This is a genomic window from Neisseria sp. RH3002v2g (genome assembly GCF_014596425.2).
Lineage (GTDB): Bacteria > Pseudomonadota > Gammaproteobacteria > Burkholderiales > Neisseriaceae > Neisseria.
This window is the reverse complement of sequence record NZ_CP110721.1, coordinates 1,933,192-1,954,197: the sequence shown is the minus strand read 5'-3', so window position 1 is coordinate 1,954,197 and position 21,006 is coordinate 1,933,192. Positions and strand designations below refer to the sequence as shown.

Sequence of the window (21,006 nt, the reverse complement as noted above, 5' to 3'; positions counted from 1 at the left end):
TCAGGCCGTCTGAAAAAAGGTTTAGTGCATCACGTTTTGTCCGGTCAACGCACTCATCAAGTCGTCGCCAATCAGGACGGGCAACTCGCTCTTGTGCATCCACAACACCAGCAATACCAATACTTTGGCGGTATCGAGGGTGATTTCGTCCGATGGAATGTGCATCAGGGCGTGAATGACGATTTCGCGTTGCTCATAAGTAATTGCGTGTTCGGCAACCAGATACTGCATCAAGCCCATGACTTCCTGCGGCAGGTTTTCAGCTTCCTCCCGGCAGAATACGCGCAGGGAATCGCTGTTAAACGGCTCGGCATAGAATTCGGACGTATTGAACAAGACTTCCATCATCATCAATGTATTGCCGATTTCCGTAGCGTCAAAACCTGCATCTTCCAAGAGGCGACCCAAATCCTCCGGAGGCGGACAATTGTCGAAATCTTGGAAGTGTTCGATTAAATAGGCAATGACTTCGGTCATGCTGGTTCCTCAAATATAGATAATTTATGCTTTGATACGCTGATAACGGCCGCCCGGCAAGGCGGCGACGATACCGTCAAGTTCATATTCCAAAAGCTGTGCGTATACGTCTGCCGCTGCCGTATTGGTTTGTTGCGCCAAAATATCGGGGTGTATCGGGTCGTAACCCATTGCCTCCAATAAAGCGCTTGTCGATGGGGCGGCAGGAGGGTTTTCAGACGGCCTTGGCGGTTCATCCGCTATTGTTTTGGGTTGCAGACGTTTGGTTTGGTCGTTTTTGGGTTTTACCGTCTTATTTATAGAATATGATGGAACAGGCGTATTTTGCAATAGCTGCGGACATTCGTGAAGAATATCGTCCAAACATTCCACCAATTTTGCCCCGTCTTTAATCAGCTTGTGGCAGCCTTTGCTGTGCGGATTGTCTATCGAACCGGGCACCGCCATCACTTCGCGCCCCATCTCCGCCGCCAGCTTGGCAGTAATCAACGAGCCGGATTCCAATGCCGCTTCGACCACCAATGTCAGCTGCGACAATGCGGCAATCAGACGGTTGCGGCGCGGAAAGTTGCCTGCAAACGGACGCGTGTCCAAAGGGAACTCGCTGACAATCAATCCTTTTTCAGCGATTTCATAAGCAAGGTTTTTATTGGACGGCGGGTAAATGCGGTCTATACCGGTTCCCCAGACGGCGATGGTGCCACCATCTGCCTGCAATGCGCCCTGATGGGCGGCAGTATCGATACCCGAAGCCATACCCGATACGACGGGAATGCCTTTTTCGCTTAACGCCCTGCCGAAATCTTTGGCAATCCGCATTGCCTGCGGCGTGGCATGGCGGCTGCCGACAATTGCGGCAGAAGGCGTGTGCAACAACTCTGCATTGCCGCGTAAAAACAAAACCGGCGGCGCGGTAATGCCTTGCGTCAGCATTTCGGGGAAATCATCATCTTGCAGCAGCAACAGACGGCAACCGTCCTGCATTTCCCATTGTAAAGCGGCTTCGGCAGACTGCTGCGCCAAAGCCCGTTTGTCCGCATTGCGCCACGATTCGGCCGCCTGTTTATGGCGTACCAGGGCGGCAATTTTTTCTGCCGGCGCACTCAAGGCAGCTTGTGCACTACCGAATTGCTGCAACAGCACCAAAAAACTTTCTGCGCCGATATAGGGCGTAAATGCCAGTTGCAACCAAGCAAAACGCTCGTTTTCCGTCATCAATCTGTTCCCTTTTCGTAATGGTTTTCAGACGGCCTGAAGTAAATAAAGGCCGTCTGAAAATTTTATTGGTATAAAACTTTTGTCGGCCCAAAATGCAAAACAACAATGCCGGGCCATATCATTATTCTTTATCAAATATTGCTTATCCAAGCAAACCGTCAAATGACGATGCCGTCTGAAAAACCTGATGGCTTTCAGACGGCCTCTTTTGTGTTTGAACCGATATTGCGCTTATTCTTCGGATTTGTCGGCGCTGCGGCGCGATACGCTGATACCGAGTTGTTTGAGTTTGCGGTAAAGGTGCGTACGCTCCAAACCGACCTTTTGCGCCACACGGCTCATATTTTGGCCTTCTTGGGCAATGTGGTACTCAAAGTAACGGCGCTCGACTTCTTCCCTCAATTCGCGCAAAGGCATATTGAAATTGAAGCCACCGATGATTTCTGTCGCCGTTGCATTTTCCTTCTGACCCAAAGCCGCGGCAACGGCCTGATCGTCCACTTCTTTGCCGTCCGATTCCAACATGATGTTTTTCACCGTTTCGGCAAGCTGGTCGTAATTGCCCGGCCAATCGTATTGGCGCAAAACCACCAACGCGCTGTCGCTGAATTTTACCGGCTGGATTTTTTGACTTTCGGCCAAATCGGTCATGATGCGGTTGATTAAAAAGACGATGTCGTCCGGCTGGCTGCGCAAAGAAGGGATATTGATACGCTCTTTCAACAGCTCCGCCAGTCGGCCTGCAACGACGTCATCGGCGCTCTCGCCGCGCTTAAAGCCGCATGAAGCAATCACACGGACATTGTAGCGGTCGGCTTTCTCCAGCAAGAAAGCGATGCCGTTTTGGATGTTTTTGCTGTAACGGGCAATATCGCCGACATACAAAATACCGCCCGATGCTTTTTGCAACAGCTCCAACGGCGTATCGACAATGTGTTCGACACGGTCGGTTGCCACCCAAGGCGTACTGCTTTTGTGCAGATAGCGGGCGACAATCTCAAACGGCGAGCCTGCCTCACCGGCCAACAACAGCGGGCGGTTGTGTTTAGCGGCCGCTTCAATGCTGCCGTTCATTTCTTGAATGACGGGGCTGTTGCCCAGTTTGTCCAAAGTCATGCCGGAGGCCGTCTGAACTTCGCCATGTTTCAAGGCGCGTTCTACTGCGGACAAGAGTTTTTGCAGGGCAATCGGTTTTTCCAGAAAATCGAGCGCGCCGATTTTGGTGGCTTCAACCGCGGTGTCGATGCTGGCATGGCCGCTCATCATGACCACGGGCATATTGAGTTGGCCGTTTTTCGCCCACTCTTTCAACAAAGTGATGCCGTCGCAATCGGGCATCCAAATGTCCAGCAATACCATGGCCGGACGCGTTTGGTAACGCAATTGGCGCGCTTCTTCGGCATTTTCGGCCAAAGTAACGGTATAGCCTTCGTCTTGAAGGATTTCGGAGAGCAGGTCGCGGATGCCTACTTCATCATCTACAATCAAAATATCACTGCTTCGCATAAGTTTCTGCCATTTCCGGTAAAGCTATTTTGACGCACGCGCCGCCGCTGTTCTGATTGCTCAGGCTGATGCGGCCGCCATGCTCCTCGATAATTTTTTTCACAACGGGCAAACCCAGCCCCGTTCCTGTCGGTTTGTCGGTAACGTACGGCTCAAAAGCATTGTGCAGCATTTCTTTGCTGAAACTTTTGCCGTTGTTGCAGACGGTCAGGAAAACCTGTCCGCCTTCGCGTCCTGTTTCGATGTTTACTTGCGGCGCTTCGTCCGACTCCGCCGCTTCTGCGGCATTCTTAAATAGGTTATGCAACACTTGGCGCATGGCCGTCGTATCGGCGGCAATCGGCAGGGCGTCAGCGCTAAGCCGTGCATTAAATTTGCACGCGCCGGCCTCATATAATACCAATACTTCCGACACCAAACCGTTTAAATCTTGTTTTTCTAAATTCAGCGACGGCGCACGCGCATAATTGCGGAATGCTTCGACCATTTCTTTCAGCGCGGCAACCTGTTTGACGATGGTATCGGTTGAACGGCTGAGGATTTGGGCGTCTTGCTCGTCAAGTTTATCATGCAATTTCCATGCCAATCTCTCGGCGGAAAGCTGGATGGGCGTGAGCGGATTGCGGATTTCGTGCGCCAAACGTTTCGCCACTTCGCCCCATGCGGCCTCTTTTTGCGCGCGTATCAAGACGGTAATGTCGTCAATCACCATCACCACGCCGTTATCGTTGTCTTCCGGCAGGATGGTGGCTTTGCCCAACAAGATTCGGGCATCGTCGGGCGCGGCATATTCGACTTGGACGGGTTTGTCGCTGTCGGCGGTTTCATTGATGGCGGCAAACACATCGGCCAACAGGGTTTGCTGCGGCGATTTGCCGTGCCATTGATGCCAGTTGCTGCCCCACAAAGACACCAGCGAAACGCCCAAAATCTGTTCGGCGGCTTTATTAAAGGTTTTCAGACGGCCGTCGGCATCCAAAGTAATCACGCCTGTGGTCAAACTTTCCAACACGCATTCCAAATAATGGCGAGCGGCTTCTTCGCGCAAACGGTTGCGCTCGTCCGCCTCTTTGGCAATCGCCAATTGCTCGGTCATGTGGTTGAACAATTGGGTCAAACGGCCGAACTCGTCATTGCGGAATACCGGCCGGGTCTGGCTGAAGTCGCCCTGAGCCACCGCCCGCGCGCCCTCTGCCAACGACAACACCGGCGCCACAAAACGGCGGGCAAAATACAAAGCCATCACCAACGCCAAAAAGATGGCCAACAATGTCGCGACCAACAGCGTGGACAGGAAAAAGGTTTGCAGGCCTTTTTTGGTATAACTCAGCTCGGCGTATTTGGCACGGGCCGCTTCAATCAGCGTCGCGTCTTGAGCAACATCTTTCGGAATCGGCTGACGGAAAAACAACGCATAATCCTGATTTTTATGCGTACCGATCAGCATCCAGCCTTGAGCATACAGCACGCCGCCGATGTTTTCCAAACTGCGTACCGAGCCGGTCTGCTCCAGCTGCTCCCATCCTTCTTTGTTGAGCGTCGGTTGATTCAGTTTCAGGGGATTGATGCTTTTCTCGACTTTATGGGTGGTCGCGTTATAAAGCGCCAGCTGGGCAAATTCGGAAGTAGGCGCGGATTGGGCCAGCGTTTGCCCCAAGTTGCCGTCTAGCGAAGCGGCGCTGATTAAGTCGATTTGCACCGGCGTGGCGTTGCTGACCGCGTTGTCCACCGCCAAGTTCAGCGCGGATTTGCTCAAGTTTAAGCTGCGCTCCAATGCCTCATGGGTATCGTTGCCAAACCAAGAATTAATCGTGCCGTTAATAAACTGGGCGGAAATACCGAACAAAAACACGCCCGGCAATACGGCAACCAAGGTAAACATCCCCGACAGCCGACGCGCAATCTGCGAACCGAACACGCTTTTGCTATTGTCGCGCATCAAAAGCACGACATAGCGCACCAACACCGCGGCCAACACCAGCAACAGCAAGCCGCACAAGGCGACAATCCACCAGAAATAATCGGACAATACGTTGCTGCTGCCCGTTGCAACAGTCAGGCCGTACAACAAAACTACGGCAAATACGGCGGCAATCAGGAGAAAGCGGCGCATGGTTTACTCCTGTACGACCGACAAGGATTTCCAACCCGAATCCAAATGCCAGTTTTTAGACGTCAGGGCATTGATTTGGAACGGTTTGGGCAGCTTGGCGGTTGTCAGCAGCAGGCGGATTTCAGCCTTCGTGTCTTTGGCGGCCACATCACTCAGCGCACCCTTGGACAAAACCTTCCAATTCGCGACCGCGCCCACTGCGCGCAAGGCAGCTTCAAGCGTGTCGTACTCGGTAGAAAACGTACCGACGGCAACGCGATAGCGGTTGGTCAGCGGATGGAAGGATAATTTATATTGAATCGTGCTGTCGTTGTTGAGCAGCTGGTCGAACTTGAATTTATAAGACGCCACGGACGGCGCCGACAGCTGCCAACTTAAATTGAAATGCAGGGGGACGCCCTGTTTGAGTGCTTCTTTGAGCTGATCGGGCAGGTCGGTGCGGAAACGGCTGCTGACGGAAAGCTGTCCGGCATGGGTCAGCTTTGCCTCAGCACGGGTCGCACTGATGCCCTCGCCCGCCGCGTTCAGCGACACGGCAAGCAAGAGCGGTACAATCAGCGTTTTACTGCTTTTTAATAAGCGCGTAATAAAAGCCATCTTGATGTTTGTTCGGTAAAAGCACATGCGATTCGATTAGCTCGGCATCGGCATGGCGGTTAAGGAATTTTTGCAATTGACCGTCGTTTTCTTCGACAAAGACCGAGCAGGTAGCCAGCAACATCCTGCCGTTTTTCGTCAGGGTCTGCCACAGCGCGTCTAATAATGCTTCCTGTTGGCGTGCGGTTTTGACGGCATCGGTCGGTCGGCGCAGCCATTTGACGTCGGGATTGCGCCGCGCCACACCCGAAGCGGTACACGGCACATCGGCCAAAACAGCGTCAAAGGCCTTGCCATCATACCATGCCGCCAAGTCCTGCGCATCGGCACAAGCCAAAGAGGCCGTCTGAAAGCCTAAACGGTCAAGATTGCTCTTCACCCTGTTCAGACGGCCTTCGTCTATATCCAAAGCAGTAACATGACAATCTGCCAGTTCCAAGATATGGCCTGTCTTACCGCCCGGCGCCGCACAGGCATCGAGGATGCGTTCGCCGTCTTTCGGGTTCAACAAATAGGCAGCACGTTGCGCACCAAAATCCTGCACAGACACCAGGCCATCTGAAAAACCGGGCAGGCGGCTTACCGGCACGGCTTCTTCCAACATCACGGCGTATTCGTCCAATGCCCTGGCCAAAATACCTTCCGCGGCCAGTTTTTCCAAATAGCTTTCAGCATTGCCGTGTCGGCGGTTGACGCGCAAAGTCATCGGCGGATGCGATTGCAGCGCGGTGGTGATGTTGTGCCAATGTTTCGGATAATGGTTTTTCAAGTAAGCCACCCACCACAACGGCAAATTGTGTTTCGCCACATCGTCTTTTTTGCAGGAAGCCGCGAGCTTGTCGCGTTCACGCAAAAAGCGGCGCAAAATCGCATTGGCAAACGAGCGGAACTGGCCGCGGCCGATTTTGGCAATGCTTTCCACCGCCTCATTGACCACGGCATGAGGCGCGTTGCGCGTGTAATGCAGTTGGTACATCGCCGCCAAAAGCAGGCTTTCTAGCTGCGGATTGTCAATCGGCTTCTTCAGCATTTGCCCAAGCATATATTTCAAACTGCCCAAATAACGTTGGCAACCGTAGGCAATATCCTGCAAGGCGCCGTTTTCCTGCGCCGTCAGCTGCGGATACGCCGCGCGGATTTCCGCCAAAACATCCTGAAGATTGCGCCCTTCGGCAACCGCGGCAACGCTGTCGGCGGCCAGTTTTTGGGCGAGGGACATACTCATATTTTTGCTTTCTGATTCATAATTTGATTTCAAGTGTTCGGAGGATCTCAGACGGCTTGTTCGGCAGCCAGCAATGTCCGATAATATTCGGCATCTGTTTTGGAAAAACAGCAAAAGATGATTTTTTCCACTGCCGGACATTGCGGCAGGGTTTGCTTCAAACTCTCCAAAGCGATACGCGCGGCGGCTTCGGCCGGGAAGCGGTACACACCGGTGCTGATGCACGGAAAGGCGATGCTGTGAAGATCGTGTTTCTGGGCAAGCAGCAAGGAATTGGCATAGGATTGTGCCAATTTGGCCTCTTCATTTTGTTTTCCGCCAAACCATACCGGCCCGACCGTATGAATGACAAAACGCGCAGGCAAACGGTAGCCTTTAGTTATTTTGGCTTCGCCTGTGCGGCAACCGCCCAAAGTGCGGCACTCCTCCAGCAGCTCTTTGCCCGCGGCGCGGTGTATCGCACCGTCCACGCCGCCACCGCCCAACAACGATGAATTGGCAGCATTGACAATCGCATCGACTGCCAATCGGGTAATATCGCCCTCGACCACTTCAAAAACAGCCATTGTTTTCTTTCCTCTACGTTGGTTTCCAGCCTGTTACAAAACCGTTCCGACTTCAATCGTCCGGCCTGCCGCAAATGCCTGTATGCTCATGCGTTTGCTGCCGGAAGGCTGCAATTCGGTGATGTTCAGCGCGTTTTCACCGCACGCCACCAGCAGGCCGTCTGAAGTGCAAGACAACACCTCGCCTGCCTTACCCTGTTTGGCCACGACTTCGGCACGCCAGATTTTCATCGGTTTGCCTTGATACTCGACCCACGCGGCAGGAACGGGGTTAAAGGCGCGGATTTTGCGCTCGATAATGTCCGCGCTTTCGTTCCAATCGATACGCGCCTCTTCTTTGCTTAATTTTTGGGCGTAGGTAACGCCTTCTTCAGGCTGTTTGACCGCGTTCAGACGGCCTTCCGCCTGCAAACGCTGCAAGTTGGCCACAATCGCTTCCGCACCCAAACCCATCAGCGCGTCATGCACTTCGTTGGCGGTATCTGTAGGCTGGATGGCGTAGCGGTGTTCGCTGACCACAGCGCCGGTGTCCAAGCCGATGTCCATCTGCATGATGCACACGCCGGTTTCTGCGTCGCCGGCTTCAATCGCACGTTGAATCGGCGCCGCGCCGCGCCAACGGGGCAGCAGCGAGGCGTGGATATTGAGGCAGCCGTGTTTGGGCGTATCCAACACTTCCTGCGGCAAAATCAAGCCATACGCGGCCACCACCATCACATCCGCGCCCGTATCTTTGAGCATTTGCAAGGCTTCGGCGTTATTGCGCAACTTTTCCGGCTGCGCCACGGTCAAACCCAATTCCAAGGCAGCCTGTTTGACCGGCGATGCGGTCAACTGCATGCCGCGGCCTTTGGGGCGGTCGGGCTGGGTCAACACCAGCGGAATTTCAAAACCTGCGGCGGCGATGGCTTTCAAGGCGGCGGCGGCAAAATCGGGCGTACCGGCAAAGATGACTTTCATGTTGTGTCCTTGTGGAAATGGTTTGAATGGGCGCGTTGGGTAAACTGTTTCAGCTGAAAAGGCCGTCTGAAAGATTGAAAACCGAAGTCTGCCTTCTGTTTTGTCTTTTCAGACGGCCTTTAAACGATGCTTAGGTCAGATGGTGTGTTTCTGACGTTTTTTCAGTTTGGTTTTGATGCGGCCTTGTTTCAGCTGCGACAGGTGTTCGACAAACACGATGCCCATCAGGTGGTCCAATTCGTGCTGCACACAGATTGCCAACAGTCCATCTGCTTCCAGCGTGAATTTCTCGCCTTTTTCGTTCAAAGCCTCGACTTTGACGCGCTCGGCACGGGTTACGGTATCGTAAATGCCCGGCACGGACAGGCAGCCTTCTTCATAAGTCGTCTCGCCGTCTTTTTCGACAATGACGGGGTTGATGAACACGCGCGGCTCGCTGCGGTCTTCGGTCAAATCCATCACGACGATGCGCTCGTGTACGTCGACCTGAGTGGCCGCCAAGCCGATACCGCGTGCTTCGTACATGGTTTCAAACATATCGGCAACCAATGTCTGGATGCGCTCGTCAATTTTCTCAACAGGTTTGGCGACCGTGTGCAAACGCTCGTCAGGGTATTGGAGGATGTTCAGTAAAGCCATAATATTCTCGTTTTATAAAGCTGATGTGTGATTTTCATACAGATTTGGTTTCCGCCGCCACAATCTCCTGCCATGACAGCAACATTCAATGCTAAAATAACGCCGAAAAATGTTAAGATAGCGCGACAGAGGCCGTTCGTTATCGTATTGATGGATGGGCGGCAGTTTCGCAAACTCCGACCTTCTCTGTTTATCATCTGAAGACAAACCAAACCGATTTCAAGGGGAACGGTTATGCAACAACGTATTATAACCCTGCTTTGCATGGCAGGCATGGCTATTTCTGCCCACACTCAGGCAGCTTCTTTAAAAATCCGCCCCAATGCGCCGCAACGCTACGTCGTTAAAAACGGCGATACCTTGTGGGGCATTTCCGGCAAATACCTGTACAGCCCATGGCAGTGGAACCGCCTTTGGGGCGCCAACCGCAGCGCCATCCGCAATCCGCATCTGATCTATCCGGGTCAGGTGTTGGTTTTACGCTACGTCAACGGCCAGCCACGACTGGGTTTTGAACACGCTCAAACCCGTTCAGACGGCATTCCCGTGATCAAACTGCATCCGCGCGTACGCGAAACTTCCGGCTACGGTATTCCGACCGTCAACGTCAATCTCTACCGTATGTTCATGAAACATCCGCAGATTATCGCTCCGGAAGAAACCGCCAACGCACCGCGCCTGATTGCAGGCCCCGACAACCGCGTCCTCTACACCCAAGGCAACCGCGTGTACGCATACGGCCTGACCGAACCCGGCCGCTACCTGACCTACCGCGTCAATAAAAACATCACCGATCCGGAAACCGGCAAATTCCTCGGCCAAGAAGTCGTGTTCAGCGGCATCGCCAACACGCTGCCTTACACCGACTCCGCCTTGGAAAACCGTACCCGCGCTTCTGACGAAAAACTCAAAAGCAACGAGTATTACACCCAAGTCAACAAAGTCATGAAGCTGCGCACCCAGTCCGCTCAACCTTTGGTTATCGAAGAAGCCGTTTCCGAAATCCGCAAAGACGACTATCTGCTGAAACTGCCCGAAGGCCTCGACAGTTTCAATGTTATGCCTCACGCCCCTGCCCGTCCGATTCAGGCCAAAGTCGTTTCCATCTTCGACGGCGTGGGCGAAGCCGGCCAGTTCCAAACCATTACTTTGGATAAAGGCGAACTCGACGGCCTGGACAAAGGCACGGTGGTCAGCCTCTACAAACGCGGCCGCCAAGTCCGTGTCAATCTGTCCAATAACCTGATTCGCAAGCCGAAAGACAAAGATACGGTTGAATTGGTTTCCATTCCGGCGGAAGAAATCGGTTTGGCAATGGTGTACCGCACATCCGACCATCTGGCCTCCGCCATTATTTTGGAAAGCCTGAACAGCGTTTCCATCGGCGATACCGCCTCCGAGCCCGGCCGCGATTTGGACAACATGGCCGATGAAAAAACCATGGACAAACCGGCCGAAGACGAACAAGAAAGAGAAATCGAACTGGAAGTCCGCAGCTGATTGAGCTTTCTTAGCAGCCATCTGACAAATAAAGGCCGTCTGAAAACCTGTTTTTCAGACGGCCTTTTGATTTCCGCCCATTAAATAAAATTGGTAACGCGTTGTTTAAAGCGCAAACACCATCTCATTTCTCCAGCCTTTAATCGGCTGCCCTTTTTCTATCGTCTTCCCGTTCTGCCATTCCAATCAGCAATATGGAAAGCCCAACACGCTATTTATTGCCTATTGATTGTTCCATCTGTTCCTGCCAATTAAAAAGGCCGTCTGAAATCTTCAGACGGCCTTTTTATCCACCACTCAAATCCGATTATTTGAATTTGTAAGTGTATTGCAAGCCCAAGATATCCGCTTTGTTTTTGAAGCGGGCAGAGGATGCACCGCGGCTGTCCACGTCGTTGCCGCTGGCTTTGCCGGTGCGGTAAACCGTGTCATTGATGTGGATATGGCTGTACGCCGCATCGATCACATGTTTTTTACCCAGTTGATATTTAGCACCAACGGAGAACCAGATACGGTTGCCGTCAGGCAGGCTGTTCATGCGGTCTTCAGCACTTTTAACCGGTGATTTGTCGAAAGCGATACCGGCACGCAGTTGCAATGGTTCGGTAACTTGGTAAGAGCCGCCGAATGCAACTTTATAAGTGTTGCGCCAGTTAGGCGTAATGACGGTACGGTCGGATTTGCCGTTGACAACGTTTTTGGTATTTTCAAACACCAGCTCGGCTTTGTTGAAGCGGCTGTGGCGCGTCCAAGTCACATCGCCGAACAAATTGGTTTTGTCTGTAGCGCGGTACATACCGTGAACAGACAAAGACTCAGGCGTAACGATTTTGACGCTGGCTTTTTCGTTCGGCACATAACCGCGTGCAGCCATTGCACCCAAATCCCAAGCACGTTTTGCATATGCGCCGTCCGCTTCCCAATCGGCAGTGCCTTTCAGCGTATGCGATACTTTGGAACGATAGTTCACACCCACGCGTGCGCGGTCGTTGATGTCCCACATCCACGCCAGTTGGTAGCCGAAGCCCCAATCGTGGCCTTTTACATCGGCATGACCGTCAGCTTTGCCGGTCGCATCGACAGCAACGGGACGGCCTGCTTGACGGGAAGCCAAGCCGCTGGCCAATTGGCTGATGGCGCCGGAAGCGTCCCAGTCGGAGTATTTGCGCAATTCGGCTTTGGAATATTGGGCAATCAAACCGGCACCGACGGTGTGTTGCTCATTCAGTTTCCATGCGACTACCGGCTCGATAGCGATGGTGGTCAAACCCAGTTTGTTGATGTTGTGGCGCAATACTGAATCTTTTTCATATTCGGTTGCAGAGCCGAAGGGAACGTACACGCCCAAACCCAAAGTGACATCGTCGCTGGCTTTGTACGCGCCATAGATGTGCGGAGCAACGGTGGTTTCGGTAATTTTGCCGCTGGTCGAGCCGCTGACATCGGCACCCGTACGGAAGTGTTTTGCAGATTCCGCTTCATAGTGAATGCTTGGAAAAACGATATTGGCATTGACGGAAATTTGGCTGCTGTCGATTTTGCTCAAACCGGCCGGGTTGTAGAAAATGGTTGATGCATCGGCGGCTTCGGCGGCGGCGGCGTTGGCCGTGCCTTGTGCATTAACGGATTGTGTGCCGAAGTGGTAGCCGGAGGCTTGGACGGCGGTAGATAACAGTGCTGCGCTTAAAATAAATGCTGTTTTTTTCAGATTGAAATGAATCATTTTGGTTTACCGTGAAAGTAGCGGACAAAGAAAAAGGCCGTCTGAAACGTCCTTTATTGATTTAGTATAGGCACTCAATTCTATACTACATCATTATTTTTGCCTAATCTTTTCTTTTTTTACACAAAAAAAGCAGGCTAAAACAGCCTGCTCTTCCAATCATCGGATCACTGCAATTATTTGACCTGCAACACTTCCAGCGTATTGGTCGAACCGGATTCGCGCATTTTCGAACCGCTGGTGATGATGTATTGGTCGCCGCTTTGGAGGATTTTGTGTTCTACCAACATGGCTTCCACTTCGTTCAGCGCGGTATCATGGTCGGTACTGGTGGCCAAAATCAACGGACGCACGCCGCGGTACATCGCCATGCGGCGTTGCGCTGAAACACTCGGCGTCAGGGCAAAAATCGGCAGGGTGATGTTGTGGCGGCTGACTTCGAAGGCGGTCGAACCGCTTTCAGTCAGGGCAACAATGGCTTTGGCGTGAACTGCGCGCGCCACGCTGACCGCACCGCCGGCAATCGCCAAGTTGGTGCTGACGGCTTCGGGATACTCAACCTGTTCGGCAACGCCGTTGAGCGAATCTTGTTCTTTTTCCGCAGCCGCACAAATAATCGCCATTTGGCTGACGGTTTCAAACGGATACGCGCCGACGGCGGTTTCGGCGGAACACATCACTGCATCGGTACCGTCCAATACCGCGTTGGCCACGTCGCTGACTTCCGCGCGGGTCGGTACGGGGTTGGTGATCATGGATTCCATCATTTGGGTTGCGGTAATGCTGAAGCGGCGCAACTCACGGGCACGGCGGATCATGCGTTTTTGCAGGGCGGGGACGGCTGCGTGTCCGACTTCAACCGCCAAGTCGCCGCGGGCAACCATAATACCGTCGCTGGCAAGGATGATTTCGTCCAGGTTTTCAATGGCTTCTACGCGCTCGATTTTGGAAACCAAACCGGGGCGTACGGCAGTGCTGCCTTTCATTTCTTCTTCGACTTTGGCGCGTGCGATGTGCAAATCTTCGGCAGATTTCACAAAGCTGATGGCCAAGTAGTCGCAACCGATGGCAATCGCGGTTTTCAAGTCGCGGAAGTCTTTTTCGGTCAACGCTCCGGCAGACAGGCCGCCGCCGCGTTTGTTGATACCTTTGTTACTTTTCAGCACATGGCTGTTTTCTACCCTTGTAATAATCTTACTTCCTTCAACCGCTTCAACGGTCAAAGTCAACAGGCCGTCGTCCAGCCACAAAACATCGCCGGCAGCGACGTCATTGGGCAAATCGCGGTAGTCCAGGCCAACCGCTTCGCGTGTGCCTTCGCCTTCAAGTGCGGCATCAAGAACCAGCGTTTCGCCTTTGTTCAATTCGATGCTGCCGCCGGCAATTTTGCCCACGCGGATTTTAGGCCCTTGCAAGTCGGCCAGAATGGCGATTTCCTGACCTGCACGTTTCGCGGCTTCGCGTACGATACGGGCATTTTCTTCATGAAACTCCGGCGTACCGTGGCTGAAATTGAAACGGACGACATTAAGGCCGCCGACACGGATCATGTCTTCCAACAATTGTACATTGTTGCTGCCCGGACCCAGTGTGGCGACAATTTTGGTATTGTGGCTGATACGGGTTAAATCACGTTGCAATTGGCTCATGTAAACGTCCTTTCCTGTTGATTTCACGTTTGATAATGAAGAGGATTGTACTCTTAATGCAATAATGTTGGCGTAAAATTACATCATTTTCTGACTTAAACTAAATTTATTTTTGCATTAACCTACTTTCCTATCGGATACAATATACCCTCACGTCGTCATGTTTAATTTTCAGACGGCCTCACTCATCCGAATAGAATACTGAAATATCCGACCGATCTATGAAACGTTTTCTGACTCCTCTGCCCATCGGCATCGTTTTGGCCGACCTGATATACGGTTTCGTCCTGAATGTGATGCAAGGCTTAAACTTGCAACAAACTGCATCCAACCAGTCCGGCACGCTTTCCGTTACGCCCGACATCGCCTTCAACAGCCTGCAAATCGTCGCCAACGGCGGCATGGTCTGCATCATCGGCTTCGGTTTGATTGTTTTGTTCCAACTCAACCGCGCCGTATTACGCCGACAAATCCTGCCCATCGGTATTTTCCGAACCCTCGGTCTGTTGGCTGTTTTGGCATTCAGCATTTCGTCTTTGTGGGAATGGTTGCATGCCGCTTTGTCGCTGCTTTCCGGCCGCAATGTTTTAAACTTCAGCAACCCGCGTTATCTGGTTACCGCAGCCTGCATGCCCATTATTGCTTTCTTGTGCATCTTGCGCCTGTACAATTGGTATCGCCTGCATCGGACTGTTGCCACCGACGATGCCTCCGCTACCCTCTAATCAAGCTGCAAAAAAGGCCGTCTGAAACAAAAAAAACTATTTCAGACGGCCTTGTCATTATATGCCTCAACGTTGATGGCTGGTTTCTACACCGGCCTTAATCTCACCATACATTTGCGAGCTGCCTCCGCTGCCTGATGCGCAAGCCGCCAAACTCAGTGCCAAAACAGCCGTAGTCAAAATCTTCAACATGGGATTCCCTCTTTTTACAACCATTATTTCGGATCGCAACGGAAATGGTACGCACAAATTTCAAATCCGTTTTTGAAGTAGAGACGATGCGCATCTGCACGGTCATGGTTCACATGGACATTCAGATGGATTTTGGTCGCACCCGTTTCCGCACCGATTTTGCGTACTTCTTCCAACAAGCGTGAAGCATAGCCTTTTTGGCGGCATTGAGGCATGGTTACGATGTCGTCAATATGGATGTGGTAACCGCTGGCCAAATTGTACGCGGCATGGAAACCGCATACGGCTACGGCATTTTGTTTGCCTTCTTCAAAAATGCCCAGCAGGCGGTAGCCGGTTTTACGCTGATGCTCGTTGATTTGTTCGACAAAACGGTGAATATCGGTCAAAGAAGAACGCAGAATGCTCAATGCCGCAAAAGCGGTCGCAGTTTCTTCCGGCGGAATTTCACGCAATACGCCGACCACAGGCGCGGCAGCTTGAGGCTCGGACTGGGTATCGGCCGCTTCCTCACGCTCGGCGGCGTGTTTTTCTTCAATCGCCTGCGCCAACAAAACGCGCTCGACCGGCACTTCGCCCTGCTGTTTGCTTTCCTGCTCTTTGAGTAAGGCTTTGCAGTCAATCACGCGCAAATCATTATCCGCTGCAAAATCCATCAAGAAACGGAACATTTGCGGATTGTCTTCTTCCAGTTTTTTATCGACTGCCACGCAACGGACATTATCCACCAAAATCGGGCGCACCCAATTCGAATAGGAAAGACGGTTGTCTTTGGTGAAGGAAGACAAAATACCGCACAGGCGCTCCGCCCAGTCGCTTGGTCGGAAAATCTTGCCTTTGCTGGTCGTACCATGGATCACAACTTCATAAGGATTACACACTAACATAAGCAGCTTCCTGAGAATAAATGGCTGAAGGAATATTTCGCCAGTGCCAACATCAGAAAAAGTTCCGATACATAGCAACAGATTATTGAAAAAATATCAGTAAGGTTTTGAAATACGACAATGATGAGACGGCTTGCCGATCCTGACAATCCGTTTCGAATTCTTTGATTATTATACCCGATACGCCTCTTTTTCTTCAAAAATCATTTGAAAAATAACAACAGGCCGTCTGAAAACAAGTATTTCGGTTTCAGACGGCCTGCATATTTTGAATATCAATACAACAATTTCTTGCGGGGCTTTTGCTCGCCACTGGATCTAATTTCTAACAAATTGAAATTCAATATGCTCAAATCCAAAACGCTTTCAGAAGTGCATTGATCGCCAAAGGCATTTTCATAAGTGGCTTTCAGTTTCAACACGCCGCCAAATGTTTGGTCCGGCAATTCGGCAGCCAGCGCCAACATGCTTGCAAACACGCCGCCATACAATTCGCCCGATGCCAGCATATCCACGCCGCCGGAAAACATCTCCAAGCGCATAACCGCATCGGCAACCAGCTTGCTCGGCAAGTGATCCGGCAAAGGTTCTGCCTCAAAGCGCACATTCTTCGCCAAGCCCTTACCGCTATTGCGGACAACCAAAACCAATAAATCCGTTTGCCCGTCAGAACGCTGCAATGTCGCATGTAAAACCGGATGAATGCTCTCTTTTTGAATCAGCTGCTCACGGTGCAACATCTTGCTTTTGGCTTTGGATCGCGCAGAGACGACGGCCCAAATCAACCAAACCAATGCAACGGCAGAAATGGCTGTAACCAAAAGGGGAAGATTGGCCAAATAGGCTTGCTGATTAAACCAAACTTGTGCGGCTAAAAATCCGGCAAAGAAAATTAAGACGTATAAAATTGGGGCAAACCGGCTTTGTATGGATGAGTGCATGAGTTTTCCTACATTTCGTATCATGTTATTAAAAAATAATGCCTTTCGGGCGAATAATGTCATCAACCCGGAAGGCATTATTTTAACGTAATTTTAACGCAACTTGGCTTAATATCTTGCTTTTTATCATCTAATGTATCAAGCAAACAACTCAAATTTCGCAGCCGTGTCTTCAGACGGCCTGAGATTTTTATCAAGCTTCGGCAACCGAATCACGCGAGAAGGTTTTTTCGCAATAATGACATTTCAAACGCGTCTGCCCATGATGTGAGCGGACATAAAAACGGCTGATGACCGGCTCGCCATGACTGGCGCAATTGGTATTCGGACAGCGGAATACCTCCGAAATTTCATCCGGCAATGATAAATGCTGTTTCTCAACGACCTTAAACCGATCGATTTTGTTGACCACTGCTTCAGGGGCAAATAAAGCCAAACGGTTTGCTGCATTGGCATCCAACCATACGCCGCTGATTTTAATAATGTCTTTGCTGCCCTGCGTCTTGCTGGGCAAATTGAAGCCAACCGTTACTGCATTGCCATAATGCAACAGCTTGAACTGCCTTAAAATGGCCAAGCCTTTACCGGCAGGAATATGGTCAATGACCGTACCTTGTTCAATCGCTTCCACGCTGAGTTTTGAGTTTTCCATCTTTCGCTCCTTAAACTTCTTCGTTCAATACCAAAGACAAAATTGCCATCCGTGCATACACACCGTTGGTTGCCTGTTCAAAATAATAGGCATGAGGTGTTTTATCCACATTCGGATGAATTTCATCTACCCTCGGTAAAGGATGCAAGACGCGCAAATTGGATTTGGCATTTGCCAGCATTGACGCATCAAGATTGAATTTACCCTGGATTTTGGCAAATTCCTGCTCATCAAAACGTTCGCGCTGAACGCGGGTCATGTACAAAATATCCGCCCATTCGACCGCTTCTTCCAAGCCGGGCAAAATTTGATAAGGGCAACCGGCCTCTTCCAGCTCTTCAGTGATATAGTCCGGCATCGCCAAGCTGGGAGGGGAAACAAACGCAAATTCACAACCCCAACGCTTCAGCGCCTGACATAATGAATGTACCGTACGGCCATATTTTAAATCACCGGCCATCGCAATCTTCAAATTGCTCAAACTGCCCTGTGTTTCATAAATCGTGACCAAATCCAAAAGCGTCTGACTCGGATGTTGGTTGGTACCATCGCCGGCATTAATCACGGGCACGCTCGAAAACTCGGCCGCCACACGGGCCGCACCGTCTTTCGGGTGTCGCTGAATAATCGCATCCGTATAGCTGGAAATAATCCTCGCAGTATCCGCAAGCGTTTCACCCTTTTTCGCACTGGTATTCGCGCCATCGGAAAAACCGATAACTTTCCCACCCAAACGCTGTACCGCCGTTTCAAAAGACAAACGCGTACGGGTGGACGGTTCAAAAAAGCACGAACCAATCAACTTACCTTCAAGCAAATCTTCACGAGGCTGCTTTTTCAACTTCAAGGCCGTCTGAAGCAGCAATTCAAGCTGCTCCGTCGTCAAATCTGAAATTGAAATAATATGTTGCCGATAAAGCGGATTAGGCATGACCATTCCTTCCCATAAAAAACCCGCAAAGCGGGCGTTTCAAGCAAACCGATTCCATCGTTGTCCGGCATGATTCCCACCGGACAGTCTCAACCATGTTTCTACCACACCCATGAAATCTCCCGCATTATCGCATATTTAACAGACGACTGCTTCTATCAAGTTTTCAGACGGCCTAAGACCTTTGCAAAAAATCTTTCATTCTCAACAGCCAAAATTCAAATACAGGGATTTGACAGTTTCCTTTTATCTTCACAATACTCGCATCTTGTAGGAGCAAATAAGCGCAAGTAAGCTGTTAACCACTTCAACGATTCAAACATATCGCTTTCGAATAGCGTTGCACATCCATGTTGCCTAAAGCAAATTAAGTTCACAGCCTGATTTACAGTGAAACGTAACAAAGCTTTGTTCAACTACATAACGGGTTTTTCAACAAATATTCGGTTGTATTTGATTTGCGTTTCCGTCGATGAGTTGTTGCAAAGGGCTTTTCAATAATGCAGGTCTGTAGCTGATGTTTTTCTAGGTGCCATCTGTTTTGCTGCCGTAGCCTTTGATCGAGCATTCTGCCATACCTTATCTCGTCGACATTGAAGGAGTGATGTGCAGTTTCTCAATATAGCCTTTCAAAATAGATACAGATATATGTTTGCTGTATCAACCAGCTTTCTACCCTGCAGACAATGCTATCTTTGCTTGGTGTAATTTGTCTGCAGCCTTTATCTTTTATTGTCCTTACCCATGACCGCTCGGGCCGTCTGAATAATGTTGCATCAATAACTTAAACTACCGATTTCTCTACTTTTAAACTTTTCCGCTCCGTTTACAGTTAATTCCCAATAGTTATGACCAGGGCATTACCTTCCGACGGCTGGTTGCAGTGTCAACATAAGGTACTGGATTTGAAATATTCAGTTCGTCAAAATAATAAAACAGGTTAAGACAATAATACTGTACTCGAGGTTGAGATCAGCCTACCCAAAGACGTGCCCGCGCACGTCCTTTTTTCTTTATCCGCCTCCCCCCTTTTCGATCAGATTTCTACCCCATAAAAGGCTTACACTCCGCATCATTACCCCTAAATATCTCCTCGCCGTCCGCACAGCTGCCCGTCCCCTTCATCTTCCCGCACACCACCGCCGTCAGCGACTCGTTCAAGCGCAGCACCCTCGGCTCCGCCTCCCTGTCCAGCGCCACCGCCTTCAAAGTAAACTTACCCTCCAGAATCCCCTTAGCCTGACCGCTCATCCTGATACAGAAACCGCCCGCCTCCTTCACCGGCAATTCCGGCCACTTCGTCGACGTCAGCTTAAAGCTGCCCTTTTTCGTGTAGAACTGCTCCATAAAGCGCGCATTTTCCAGCAGCGCGGCATGCGCCGCACGCAGGTTGGCCGAGCGGACCGATTCCCGATAGGCCGTAAAGGCAGCCGCCGCCAAGATCGAAACCAGCAGCATCACCACCAACAGCTGTACCAATGAGTAGCCCCTCTGCACAGTTGCCCCATTCCGTTTTCCGTCAAATGCTTTTAAGTACATATCTTTCTTCCCTTTATCTTTTATATCCCTATCCAATAGGCGTCCTATCCGTTTATCCCTTTACCCAATGGAATCCTCCCACTGGTTCAAGCTTCATCCCCGCCGCCCCAAACAAAGCCGCCCCGGGCCCAACCGGCAAACGGTTCGGCCGCAGGGCGGCATACAGGCAGAATCCGGCTTATTTTTTCACGGCAGGCTGGGCGGCCTTAGGCGCGGCAGAAGAAACCGTCGCCTCCGCCTTCAACTTGTTCAGCACCGCATCACCGATGCCCTTCACGTTTTTCAGCTCCTCCACCGATTTGAACGCACCGTTCTTCTGACGGTATTCCACAATCGCCTTCGCCTTAGCCGGGCCGATACCCGGCAATGCCTCCAGTTCCACAGAAGAGGCCGTATTGACGTTCACGGCAGCCAAAGAGAATGCCGTACACACGGCGGCAACTACACCAAATAAAAATTTCTTCATCAGGGTTTTCCTATAACGTGTTGGATTGAATCAACCGGGCCGTCTGCAGGACGGTTTTCCCCACCCCGCCGACACTGCCACACGACAGTAGAACACGGCCCTATTCCATATAAATGCATACGACATATTAACGCAAATACCGTTCGATTTCAAACATTCCAAACGGTTAACCATAACTTTCGGTACTTTTGTGCAAGAATAACAACAGGGTAAATATTTCCGATTCCAATACCAAGATGCACAAATACTCCATAAACACCGGCATATCACTATCCCAATGTGTGATCCCAACACCTGTTACCCCAATTCTGCCGCCAAACCGATAGAAACGACAGGCATGTAAAAAGCCCCCGACATCAGTCGGAGGCTTCGGAATGGGTGTTTGGCGGTGACCTACTTTCACATGGAAGAACCACACTATCATCGGCGCTGAGTCGTTTCACGGTCCTGTTCGGGATGGGAAGGCGTGGGACCAACTCGCTATGGCCGCCAAACTTAAA

The 21,006-nt window shown here is 51.2% G+C and carries 20 protein-coding genes and 1 rRNA gene; 2 read left to right on the top strand and 19 right to left on the bottom strand.

The window, feature by feature from the left end:
• Nucleotides 1-21: 21 nt before the first annotated feature.
• The 9 genes from BBP27_RS09215 to def form a co-directional block, all read right to left on the bottom strand.
• Nucleotides 22-477, bottom strand: coding sequence for a Smg family protein (locus BBP27_RS09215; RefSeq protein ID WP_003749244.1), 456 nt, complete (start codon nucleotides 475-477; stop codon nucleotides 22-24).
• Nucleotides 478-501: 24 nt separating this feature from the next.
• Nucleotides 502-1,692 carry a DNA-processing protein DprA gene (gene dprA, locus BBP27_RS09210; protein ID WP_188212413.1) on the bottom strand — a complete coding sequence of 397 codons (1,191 nt, stop codon included), beginning with the start codon at nucleotides 1,690-1,692 and terminating at the stop codon, nucleotides 502-504.
• 234 nt (nucleotides 1,693-1,926) lie between these two features.
• Entirely contained in the window at nucleotides 1,927-3,201 is a 1,275-nt protein-coding gene (locus tag BBP27_RS09205; RefSeq protein WP_188212414.1) for a sigma-54-dependent transcriptional regulator, read from the bottom strand.
• The gene (locus BBP27_RS09200; RefSeq protein ID WP_188212415.1) at nucleotides 3,188-5,314 is read right to left on the bottom strand and encodes a sensor histidine kinase; all 2,127 of its coding nucleotides are present in this window, start codon (nucleotides 5,312-5,314) and stop codon (nucleotides 3,188-3,190) included. Before BBP27_RS09200 ends, BBP27_RS09205 begins: the two co-directional genes overlap by 14 nt.
• A 3-nt stretch (nucleotides 5,315-5,317) precedes the next feature.
• Nucleotides 5,318-5,911 (bottom strand): DUF4390 domain-containing protein, encoded by a 594-nt coding sequence (locus tag BBP27_RS09195; protein ID WP_188212416.1) that lies wholly within the window; start codon nucleotides 5,909-5,911, stop codon nucleotides 5,318-5,320.
• Nucleotides 5,877-7,136 (bottom strand): 16S rRNA (cytosine(967)-C(5))-methyltransferase RsmB, encoded by a 1,260-nt coding sequence (rsmB, locus tag BBP27_RS09190; protein WP_188212417.1) that lies wholly within the window; start codon nucleotides 7,134-7,136, stop codon nucleotides 5,877-5,879. The genes BBP27_RS09195 and rsmB overlap by 35 nt, the downstream gene beginning before the upstream one ends.
• Nucleotides 7,137-7,183: 47 nt before the next feature.
• Nucleotides 7,184-7,702 carry an O-acetyl-ADP-ribose deacetylase gene (locus tag BBP27_RS09185; protein ID WP_188212418.1) on the bottom strand — a complete coding sequence of 173 codons (519 nt, stop codon included), beginning with the start codon at nucleotides 7,700-7,702 and terminating at the stop codon, nucleotides 7,184-7,186.
• Between the two features lie 33 nt (nucleotides 7,703-7,735).
• The gene (fmt, locus tag BBP27_RS09180; protein ID WP_188212419.1) at nucleotides 7,736-8,662 is read right to left on the bottom strand and encodes a methionyl-tRNA formyltransferase; all 927 of its coding nucleotides are present in this window, start codon (nucleotides 8,660-8,662) and stop codon (nucleotides 7,736-7,738) included.
• Between the two features lie 135 nt (nucleotides 8,663-8,797).
• Complete coding sequence (def, locus tag BBP27_RS09175) at nucleotides 8,798-9,301, bottom strand: peptide deformylase (RefSeq protein WP_003678675.1); 504 nt, start codon at nucleotides 9,299-9,301, stop codon at nucleotides 8,798-8,800.
• A gap of 234 nt (nucleotides 9,302-9,535) precedes the next feature.
• Here def and BBP27_RS09170 point away from each other — a divergent pair, with 234 nt between their 5' ends.
• On the top strand, nucleotides 9,536-10,801 hold the full coding sequence (locus tag BBP27_RS09170) for a LysM peptidoglycan-binding domain-containing protein (RefSeq protein WP_188212420.1): 1,266 nt from the start codon (nucleotides 9,536-9,538) through the stop codon (nucleotides 10,799-10,801).
• 307 nt (nucleotides 10,802-11,108) lie between these two features.
• Here the strand turns inward: BBP27_RS09170 and BBP27_RS09165 are convergent, their stop codons facing one another.
• Nucleotides 11,109-12,524: an OmpP1/FadL family transporter gene (locus tag BBP27_RS09165; protein ID WP_188212421.1), complete on the bottom strand. Its 1,416-nt coding sequence runs from the start codon at nucleotides 12,522-12,524 to the stop codon at nucleotides 11,109-11,111.
• Between the two features lie 176 nt (nucleotides 12,525-12,700).
• Nucleotides 12,701-14,173, bottom strand: coding sequence for a pyruvate kinase (gene pyk, locus BBP27_RS09160; RefSeq protein WP_049322224.1), 1,473 nt, complete (start codon nucleotides 14,171-14,173; stop codon nucleotides 12,701-12,703).
• Between the two features lie 221 nt (nucleotides 14,174-14,394).
• Here pyk and BBP27_RS09155 point away from each other — a divergent pair, with 221 nt between their 5' ends.
• Nucleotides 14,395-14,898: a hypothetical protein gene (locus BBP27_RS09155; protein ID WP_188212422.1), complete on the top strand. Its 504-nt coding sequence runs from the start codon at nucleotides 14,395-14,397 to the stop codon at nucleotides 14,896-14,898.
• 66 nt (nucleotides 14,899-14,964) lie between these two features.
• Here BBP27_RS09155 and BBP27_RS09150 read toward each other — a convergent pair whose 3' ends face one another.
• From BBP27_RS09150 to rrf, 8 genes are all read right to left on the bottom strand, one after another.
• Nucleotides 14,965-15,090: a hypothetical protein gene (locus tag BBP27_RS09150; protein WP_265511080.1), complete on the bottom strand. Its 126-nt coding sequence runs from the start codon at nucleotides 15,088-15,090 to the stop codon at nucleotides 14,965-14,967.
• A 23-nt stretch (nucleotides 15,091-15,113) separates the two neighbouring features.
• Nucleotides 15,114-15,977: a GNAT family N-acetyltransferase gene (locus BBP27_RS09145; RefSeq protein WP_188212423.1), complete on the bottom strand. Its 864-nt coding sequence runs from the start codon at nucleotides 15,975-15,977 to the stop codon at nucleotides 15,114-15,116.
• Between the two features lie 275 nt (nucleotides 15,978-16,252).
• The gene (locus BBP27_RS09140) at nucleotides 16,253-16,918 is read right to left on the bottom strand and encodes a DUF8453 domain-containing protein (protein WP_188212424.1); all 666 of its coding nucleotides are present in this window, start codon (nucleotides 16,916-16,918) and stop codon (nucleotides 16,253-16,255) included.
• 193 nt (nucleotides 16,919-17,111) lie between these two features.
• Entirely contained in the window at nucleotides 17,112-17,570 is a 459-nt protein-coding gene (gene pyrI / locus BBP27_RS09135) for an aspartate carbamoyltransferase regulatory subunit (RefSeq protein WP_003749219.1), read from the bottom strand.
• A gap of 10 nt (nucleotides 17,571-17,580) precedes the next feature.
• The gene (gene pyrB / locus BBP27_RS09130; RefSeq protein WP_003749217.1) at nucleotides 17,581-18,501 is read right to left on the bottom strand and encodes an aspartate carbamoyltransferase; all 921 of its coding nucleotides are present in this window, start codon (nucleotides 18,499-18,501) and stop codon (nucleotides 17,581-17,583) included.
• 1,044 nt (nucleotides 18,502-19,545) lie between these two features.
• Nucleotides 19,546-20,040 (bottom strand): type IV pilin protein, encoded by a 495-nt coding sequence (locus tag BBP27_RS09125; protein ID WP_265511079.1) that lies wholly within the window; start codon nucleotides 20,038-20,040, stop codon nucleotides 19,546-19,548.
• Nucleotides 20,041-20,218: 178 nt separating this feature from the next.
• Entirely contained in the window at nucleotides 20,219-20,506 is a 288-nt protein-coding gene (locus BBP27_RS09120) for a ComEA family DNA-binding protein (RefSeq protein WP_188211820.1), read from the bottom strand.
• Between the two features lie 380 nt (nucleotides 20,507-20,886).
• Nucleotides 20,887-21,000, bottom strand: a 5S ribosomal RNA gene (gene rrf / locus BBP27_RS09115).
• Nucleotides 21,001-21,006 lie beyond the last annotated feature (6 nt).

Coding starts and splice junctions, on each gene's coding strand:
- BBP27_RS09215 (WP_003749244.1), bottom strand. CDS start 477: ATGACCGAAGTCATTGCCTATTTAATCGAACACTTCCAAGATTTCGAC.
- dprA (WP_188212413.1), bottom strand. CDS start 1,692: ATGACGGAAAACGAGCGTTTTGCTTGGTTGCAACTGGCATTTACGCCC.
- BBP27_RS09205 (WP_188212414.1), bottom strand. CDS start 3,201: ATGCGAAGCAGTGATATTTTGATTGTAGATGATGAAGTAGGCATCCGC.
- BBP27_RS09200 (WP_188212415.1), bottom strand. CDS start 5,314: ATGCGCCGCTTTCTCCTGATTGCCGCCGTATTTGCCGTAGTTTTGTTG.
- BBP27_RS09195 (WP_188212416.1), bottom strand. CDS start 5,911: ATGGCTTTTATTACGCGCTTATTAAAAAGCAGTAAAACGCTGATTGTA.
- rsmB (WP_188212417.1), bottom strand. CDS start 7,136: ATGAGTATGTCCCTCGCCCAAAAACTGGCCGCCGACAGCGTTGCCGCG.
- BBP27_RS09185 (WP_188212418.1), bottom strand. CDS start 7,702: ATGGCTGTTTTTGAAGTGGTCGAGGGCGATATTACCCGATTGGCAGTC.
- fmt (WP_188212419.1), bottom strand. CDS start 8,662: ATGAAAGTCATCTTTGCCGGTACGCCCGATTTTGCCGCCGCCGCCTTG.
- def (WP_003678675.1), bottom strand. CDS start 9,301: ATGGCTTTACTGAACATCCTCCAATACCCTGACGAGCGTTTGCACACG.
- BBP27_RS09170 (WP_188212420.1), top strand. CDS start 9,536: ATGCAACAACGTATTATAACCCTGCTTTGCATGGCAGGCATGGCTATT.
- BBP27_RS09165 (WP_188212421.1), bottom strand. CDS start 12,524: ATGATTCATTTCAATCTGAAAAAAACAGCATTTATTTTAAGCGCAGCA.
- pyk (WP_049322224.1), bottom strand. CDS start 14,173: ATGAGCCAATTGCAACGTGATTTAACCCGTATCAGCCACAATACCAAA.
- BBP27_RS09155 (WP_188212422.1), top strand. CDS start 14,395: ATGAAACGTTTTCTGACTCCTCTGCCCATCGGCATCGTTTTGGCCGAC.
- BBP27_RS09150 (WP_265511080.1), bottom strand. CDS start 15,090: ATGTTGAAGATTTTGACTACGGCTGTTTTGGCACTGAGTTTGGCGGCT.
- BBP27_RS09145 (WP_188212423.1), bottom strand. CDS start 15,977: ATGTTAGTGTGTAATCCTTATGAAGTTGTGATCCATGGTACGACCAGC.
- BBP27_RS09140 (WP_188212424.1), bottom strand. CDS start 16,918: ATGCACTCATCCATACAAAGCCGGTTTGCCCCAATTTTATACGTCTTA.
- pyrI (WP_003749219.1), bottom strand. CDS start 17,570: ATGGAAAACTCAAAACTCAGCGTGGAAGCGATTGAACAAGGTACGGTC.
- pyrB (WP_003749217.1), bottom strand. CDS start 18,501: ATGCCTAATCCGCTTTATCGGCAACATATTATTTCAATTTCAGATTTG.
- BBP27_RS09125 (WP_265511079.1), bottom strand. CDS start 20,040: ATGTACTTAAAAGCATTTGACGGAAAACGGAATGGGGCAACTGTGCAG.
- BBP27_RS09120 (WP_188211820.1), bottom strand. CDS start 20,506: ATGAAGAAATTTTTATTTGGTGTAGTTGCCGCCGTGTGTACGGCATTC.